The organism is Pontibacter sp. HJ8 (assembly GCF_054824225.1).
This window is the reverse complement of sequence record NZ_JSYF01000242.1, coordinates 1-7,941: the sequence shown is the minus strand read 5'-3', so window position 1 is coordinate 7,941 and position 7,941 is coordinate 1. Positions and strand designations below refer to the sequence as shown.

Below are 7,941 nucleotides of genomic sequence, written 5' to 3'. Positions count from 1 at the left end.
CTATTTAGCCTCATTATCTGTAATAACCTCCGTACTACATATCCCTATATCGATTCATTCCTTAAATAGAAGCCTCTGCTCCTTATAACTGGCAAAGAGTATATAATGTGCCTACTTGGGATGAAGCAGGCGGGAACCGGGAAGCCACACGGATACGATAAGCAGGTAAACCTGCAATTAGTCGATCCTTAAAAACAGAAAAGCCCCCGGATACCGGGGGCTTTTCTAGCAGAAAACTACTATCAAGTTATTTCTTACAACACATCCCAGAAAACCTTGGTTATCCGGTCATCACCACCAATGGCTGTTGCAGCGGCATTGTAGTTGGCCGTGTTCAGGGTAGACTCGTTGGCAGGATATGGAAAACGAACAGGCACAGTGTTTATCTCGGCGCCTTGCGGGGCTACCAACTGCGGAGCATTCAGCCGTCTCCACTCTGTCCAGGCATCAATGCCGCGGTTATACAGCGCAATCCATTTCTGTCTGCCTATCTTCTCTCTGAAGTTCTGACCAGATGCAGCGGAAGTATAAGCCACTTCCGGTTGAGCAAGATAAGCATCGATGGCCGTAGGGTCTACTCCCCAGAATTCCATGGAGGCCCTGATGGCATTGTTATAGTGCTCCTCGGCATTGCCCGCAATGAATCCTCGCTCCACAGCCTCTGCCAGGTAGAACTCTACTTCTGAGTAATCCATCAGCAAAGCGTCATAATCAGGCTCCAGAATAGTGGGGTTGATATGCGAATAGTTTTCAAAGTTGTTACTCTGGCCATATTGACCACCTTTGAAACCACCTTCAAACTCCGTAAAGAAGAACTCTCTGCGTGGGTCCTCCAGTCCGTTCATCACATCCACCAGTGTGTTGGCCGGGACAAAGTCATCACGGCCGCTTTCTACCAGGTCAGTCCAGAGGGGGTTGGTATTGGGGTTTACAGCCAGGTAATCGAAAACAGCGTTATCGGCATTAGATGTAAACACATTGGGGGCTGCTTCACTTACGGCGGCCTGGGCCTTTGCAGGATCTACGTCAGCCACGGTCATACCCATCTTCAACTTCAGCGAATTACCAAACTTAATCCACTGGGCTACATCGCCCCCATAGATAAGATCCGCTTCATCAAAGCTAGTGACCGAAGGATCTGCAGTAACGTTTTGGGACAAGGTAGCCAGCGCAGCGTCCAGTCTGGTGAACAGGTCGGCGTAGATGGCCGCGTCGTCGTCATACTTTGGAGCTACTATCTCAAAATTAAGCGCTTCTGAATAAGGCACGTCGCCGAAGGTATCCACCAGCAGTTTCCAGGTATACACCTCCATGATCTCCACGATAGCCAGTTGATTTTGCTTTACTGCCTCGTCTGTCAGCAAGGGGTCGTCTGTGATGTTCGTCTTCGCCTCATTTAAGTCTCTGAGCACATCGCGGTACAACCAATGCCAGAAGAACTGTGGGATGTTTCGGGTAGCCACATCATACCGGGGTTCATCGAGGTAAGTTGTGGTTGTCCAATGCTGGGCAAACAACCTGAACACGTTTGTGTTCACGTTGGCATTCGTTACTGCGTCTGCCAGCTCTTTTTGTGCATTAGAGAACAAAGTGGCTCCCGGAGCCTCACTAGCTCTCTTTTTGTCTACGTTCATCTCCTCAAAATCATCCGTACAGGCTGCTATTGAGAAGAAGAGTGCTAAAAATATAAATAGCTTTTTCATGTGGCTCCTGATTAAAATCTTGCTCTAACATTAAATCCGACGTTTCTGGTCGTTGGGTAGCTACCTACCTGGTAACCGCCCGTTAAGTTACCAGAGCTCAAACCATCTTCTGGGTCAGCATCCGGTAAGTTTTTGTGGATGATCCACAGGTTTCTTCCATAGGCGGATAAGTCGATGCCTTTGAAGAAGCCAATCTTTGACACAAGCGCTTCAGGCAAAGCATAAGATAAGGTAGCTTCGCGTAGCTTGACATAGCTGGCATCATAGATAAAAGCAGCAGGAGGCATGTTATAACCAAACACACCGGCTTCATCGGCCGCTACCCGGATATCATTTGGAGTGCCATCCTCTTTCACGCCTTCCCTGATAAAACCGCCACCATTCTCCAATGTATTCCTGACAGGATTTCCCAGATCGTTTATAAAGGCCGTTTCTTCCGGCAGACCTGTGCCCATGCCATAGAACCGGTCGAGGGAGAACAAATCGCCTCCTTTTTTCATATCAATCAGGAAGCCGAAGGAGATCCCCTTAAACTTGAATGTATTGGATACACCTCCAACCCAGTCAGGATTCACGTTACCGATGATGTTGTTGGCAGAGGCTGTAAGGATGTAGTCGCCATCGCTGTCAACCGTTTTCTGGCCGTTCTCATGATACACAAAGTCGCGGCCCCGGATAGTACCGTAAGGCTCTCCTACCGCAGCATTTATAGAGATACCACCCTGGAAAGATCCGATCTGGAAGTTCTGGATTGGTCCCAGATCTATAACTTCGTTTCTGTTTCGGGTCCAGTTCAGGTTCAGTGTCCAGGAGAAATCCCCTACTTTTATCGGAGTGGCAAAGGCTGAAAGCTCGATGCCCCTGTTTTCCACGTTTCCGGCGTTAATTACCAGGAAGTCATACCCCAGCGATCTGGACACAGGTACCGGAAGAATCTGGTCAACGCTGTTTGTCTTGTAGTAGCTTGCGTCAAAACCAACACGGCCATCCATAAACGACATTTCAACGCCACCTTCCCAACTCTTGGTTCGCTCTGGCTTCAGATCTGCATTTTTCTTGGTTCCTTCAACAGAAAACAACGGCACACTACCAAATGGTGTAGGCTTGTTGTAGACATCCAGCACATTGAGCGGCTGTGCAAAGTTGCCTACCTCAGCATAATTGGCTCTTATCTTACCATAGGTCAGCCAGAAGGTAGGCTCGATCAGTTCGCTGAACACAAAGCTACCGGAAACAGAAGGGTAAGAGAACGTTCTGTTATCTTGTGGCAGAGAGGACGCCTGGTCAACCCGGTAAGTCAGGTCTAGGAAAGCCAGCTGCTTATAACCTAAGGTAGTACTTGCAAAATAGCCGTTCACCTGAAGTTCGGTATCTTCTTCATACGGAGCCTCTATCGGGTTTCGAGAGTTCGCCAGGGAGTACAATTCAGGTACGACCAAGCCGCCGTTTGTCTCCGCAAATACGGATTCGGTGTTTGTTTTCCTGATGTTGGTACCTACTGTAGCCCGCAGGTTTATTGACTCGGTTAAGTCCCGGTTCAGGTTCGCCATCAGATCGTAGTTATACTCGCTGAACTCTCTGTTAAACCTTTGGTACTCCGATGGAGTCAGTGCCCCAACGGCATAGCGTTCTTCCTGTATCTCCTCATAGGTATCCAGGGAGACGCGACCCATTACATCCAGCCAGTCTGTTATTTTATAATCGAGACGAACGTTACCGAAGAAGCGGCCTCTGTTGTCGTTCTGGAAGTTCTGATAACGGGTAAAGTATGGGTTATCCCAATAAGCAGGAGATGAGTTTGTGGCGCTCTTCCTGTTCCAGGTGATGTTGCGGCCTCCTGATTTGTGATACGCTTCTTCCTGCTCCTTGATATCCACGTTGGTTTGCCACCACTGCCGGAACATCGTTACTACGTTTTTATCGTCATATCCTGTGCCATAGCGACCCCGGCCCGTAACATCCGAGTAGTTGATAGAAGAAGAGGCAGTCAGCTTGTTGGTCACGTTGTAGGATGCAGCAGCGTTTACATTGTCTTTGGTGATCTTGCTGTTTGGCAGGATACCAAAGTCTGTGTTTCGGGAGTAACCTAACTTAATATACCCCTCTTCACCGCCTGCATCCAGAAAAACGCTGTTTGCAGTACCATGCGCTGTTTTGAAGAACTCAAGCGGGGTGTTTTCAGCTGCCTGCCAAGGCCTTGTCTGAAGATAATTAGGCATATATGGCTCGTAGGCAGACCAAGGCACATACTGGATGTTCGGATCAAACCGTCCGCCAAAAGAGGCGTCTTCCTGATAAGGAGGGAGCAGATCAGGCACACCATCGCCATTTATGTCAGCCTCGTTAAAATAACCGCTTTCATCCGGACCATAGTAGGCACCATAGCCGGCTCCATACTGGTTCTGGTAATCAATAAAGGTGTCCTTATCGATGAAGCCCCAGTTAGCACCTGCGTTTACAGTTACCCCTATTCCTTTTCTGGCACCGCCCTTTTTGGTGGTAATAATGACGGCACCATTGGCAGCCCTTGAACCGTACAGTGCCGTAGCGGCAGCTCCTTTAAGTATGTTGATGGACTCAATATCATCCGGATTGACGTCAGCAGCAGCGTTACCATAGTCGTAGCCACCCCGGCCGGTTACCTGGCTTCTAGTGGGGTCTACTGTTCCGTTACTGTTTGTGTTGGAGTTATCAAGCGGTACGCCATCCACTACAAACAGGGCCTGGTTGTTACCGCTTATCGACTTAGCACCACGAATAACCACGTTGGTAGAACCACCCAGGTTGTTGTTGCGCTGAATTTGCACACCTGAAACTTTGCCTGACAAGGCATTCACAAAGTTCGTTTCCCGGGTTTTGCTCACTTCTTCTCCTCCTACCGACTGCGCAGCATACGGTAACTCGTTTTTAGTTCTTTCGATACCCAAGGCAGTTACCACTACTTCGCCAAGCTCTTCGGCGGCTAAAGGAAGACTCACATCGATAACAGCGGCATTGCCGATAGGTCGCTCTATGGTCTGATAACCTATAAAGCTAAAGGAGAGGGTGGTTCCTTCGGGAGGAACATTAACGGAATACGCACCGTCAGCACCTGAAGCGGTACCAACTGTTGTTCCCTTTACCAAAACGGTTACGCCGGGTAAAGGCTGATTTGTAGAAGCATCTGTTACCGTGCCGGTAACGACTCTTCCCTGGGCAAGCACCTGCAAGTGCAGCGCAAACACCAGTAAGAAACTTAGTGTTAGAAGTTTTCTCATTGCTTTCTAGTTTTAATAAGGATCGATGTTTCTTTAGCTATTGATAGCTAAGTTGGTACACCGGCGCCAGTAAGACGGCCGTTCAAGGAAGGCTAAAGATGTGTCCCGGCACTGATAAGCGTCCGTTCAAAGAGGAAATGCATACACCGGCATCTGAGTATTGCCGTTCAGGGGTAGAAGTTGGCTGCAGCCAGTCCAAAGCTCGCGTTTCTGTGCACAGGGATACCTCACAGCTGCCCTTGTCCCTGTGTTATCTGTTTTATACAGTATCAGGAGTATAATTGTTATAATAATTACAGTTCAAACTTAATTTACATGATAAATCAACATAAAAGTACAGGGAATAGTTATAGAGCAAGAAGGACCATGTATAGGAGTGTAGAAATTGATACCAGAAAATAGACACAAGAAGGGCTATTTCAGGGGAATAAGCAGTTTGCCGCTAGGATGGTCAGGTATAGCCATATACTTGACTATCATTAAACCAAAGCCCATGGGACAGGCCAAAAACCAAAAACAGTCTACCCCTTATTAAGAGATAGACTGTTTCATAACAGGGAGTTGTTTAAAGCTTCTGCTTAAGAAAACAGGCTATTTTAATAACTGATAGGCTATAAAGGCTGCTACATACGCCAGGCCCGTCATGTAGAGCAACTGCGCCAGGGGCCAGGTCCAGCTTTTGGTTTCACGTCGCACAACAGCCAGCGTACTGACACATTGCATGGCAAAGGCATAGAATAACAGCAGTGAGAAAGACCGGGCCGGAGTAAAGAACGGGTCACCATTTTCATCCTTTTCCAGCATCAGCTTATCTTTTATCGTACTCACATTCTCCTCTTCACCTATACTATAAATAGTAGACATGGTCCCTACAAATACTTCACGGGCGATAAAAGAGGTAAGCAGCGCAATGCCGATCTTCCAGTCATACCCCAGGGGTTTGATGATGGGCTCTATGGTTTGGCCAAAAACCCCTGCATAGGAAGACTCCAGCTGTGCGGATGCAATTGCATTCTCTGTCTGCTCTGCTGTATACCCTTTTACTTCAGCCTCGGCCAGCACACGCTCTTCAGCCTTTTCGAAATTATCGCCGGGGCCATACGAAGCCAGTACCCAAAGGATAATGGAGACCGCTACGATCACCTTACCGGCCTCAAATACAAATGTTTTAGACTTCTCGAAGATCGTCAGACCCACATTCTTCCAGCGCGGCATCTTGTATACCGGAAACTCCATGATGAAGTAGCTCCGCTCCCGGGCTTTGAGGAGCACCTTGAGCAGCATCGCCGACAGAATAGCAGCCACAAAGCCAATCAGGTATAAGCCCATCAGCACTACTCCCTGCAGGTTAATGAACCCAAAATATTTTATTTCCGGCACGACCAAGGCAATCAGGACGGTGTACACCGGAATGCGGGCAGAGCAGCTCATGAGCGGGGTCACGAATATGGTGATCATGCGGTCCTTCCAGTTCTCGATGGTCCGCGCCGACATCACAGCCGGCACCGCGCAGGCGACACCCGATATAAGAGGAACCACACTTTTGCCGTTCAGACCAAACTTGCGCATGATCTTGTCCATCATAAAGGTAACACGCGCCATATAGCCGGTCTCCTCCAGGATAGAGATGAACGCAAAGAGCAACGCGATCTGGGGTATAAAGATGAGCACCCCACCAAGACCGGCAATGACGCCCTCGGTGAGCAGGTTCACCAACGGACCGCTGAAGTTTGCCTGAATCGTGGTATTGAGAGCGGCTATACCTTGATCGATCAGATCCATCGGGTAACTGGCCCAAGCAAAAACAGCCTGGAAAACCAGAAACAGGATGCCCATAAAGATGAGGTAGCCAAACACCTTGTGCGTCAGGATCTGGTCCAGGCGGTTGCTGAACTTTTCGTCTTTCTTCACCTTTTCCACCCGCATCACATCCAGCAGCAGCTCATTGATGCGGGCATAGCGGGCGATGGTCTCATTCGCCTGGAAAGTATTGGACTTGAAATTTACAGTCTCCAGCTGCGCCTCCATCCAGGCTTTGTCTTCTTCAGAAAGAAAACGCAGACTTTTGTACTGGTGCATGTACTGCAGTGCCAGGTAATCGGTGTTGAGGTTAAATCGCTCCCGTACGCTTTGGGCTGTCGCCTTCAGCTCGGCCGGTATCTCATAAAACCGGACCGGCGTAGCAGCCAGCTGCTGCGACGTCACAATTTTGAGTGCGGCAATGCCGACGCCTTTGCGGGCATTCATCGGGATGACCGGCACACCCAGTTCCAGTTGAAGCGCCTCCACATCGATCTTCACTCCCTCACTCTCTGCCACATCCATCATGTTGAGTGCCAGCACAACCGGTATGTTCAGATCAACCAACTGCGTAAACAGCAGCATGTTGCGCTTCAGGTTAGAAGCGTCGGCCGTCACGATGACCAGGTCGGGATGATGCTTCGAAGCCGGATCATAGAGCATGTCGATGATCACCTGCTCGTCGAGGGATTTGGGGTATAAGCTATAGGTACCGGGGAGGTCAATGATCTGCGCCTTCAGCTGGGGCGTCAGGTGGCTGATGCCGGTTTTTTTGTCAACCGTTACGCCCGGGAAGTTGCCGACCTTTTGGTTAAGGCCGGTTAATTGGTTAAAAAGGGAAGTTTTACCAGAGTTTGGGTTGCCGATCAGAGCGATCCTGGCTACCGGCTGGTGTACAGGTGCTTTGATGGCCTTTGGCGCTTCCGCCTGTATGGGTACATCCATGAGGTATTATCTCTTCTTCAGCAGAATCGTTTCAGCTTCGTCTAGTCGCAGGGAGAGCGTGTAATCATTCACAATGATCGTGATAGGGTCGCCAAGGGGCGCTTTGCTGTTCAGCTTTACTTCGGTACCGGGGATACAGCCCATCTCCAGCAGCTTAAGTGCCATTTCCGGATCCTGGAGGCAACATATCTCTCCACTTTCCCCGATTTTAAGGTCGCGTACACTTTTTTGATCCT

Annotated in this window: 4 protein-coding genes; all 4 read right to left on the bottom strand. The window is 49.2% G+C overall.

The window, feature by feature from the left end; genetic code table 11:
• Positions 1-254: 254 nt before the first annotated feature.
• Positions 255-1,703, bottom strand: a complete 1,449-nt coding sequence (locus OB13_RS11395) for a SusD/RagB family nutrient-binding outer membrane lipoprotein (protein WP_461490292.1) — start codon at positions 1,701-1,703, stop codon at positions 255-257.
• Between the two features lie 11 nt (positions 1,704-1,714).
• Positions 1,715-4,960, bottom strand: a complete 3,246-nt coding sequence (locus OB13_RS11390) for a SusC/RagA family TonB-linked outer membrane protein (RefSeq protein ID WP_461490291.1) — start codon at positions 4,958-4,960, stop codon at positions 1,715-1,717.
• A gap of 591 nt (positions 4,961-5,551) precedes the next feature.
• Positions 5,552-7,705: a ferrous iron transport protein B gene (gene feoB / locus OB13_RS11385; RefSeq protein ID WP_461490290.1), complete on the bottom strand. Its 2,154-nt coding sequence runs from the start codon at positions 7,703-7,705 to the stop codon at positions 5,552-5,554.
• A 6-nt stretch (positions 7,706-7,711) separates the two neighbouring features.
• Positions 7,712-7,941 (bottom strand): FeoA family protein (locus OB13_RS11380; protein WP_461490289.1); only part of this gene is annotated, 230 nt, incomplete at its 5' end.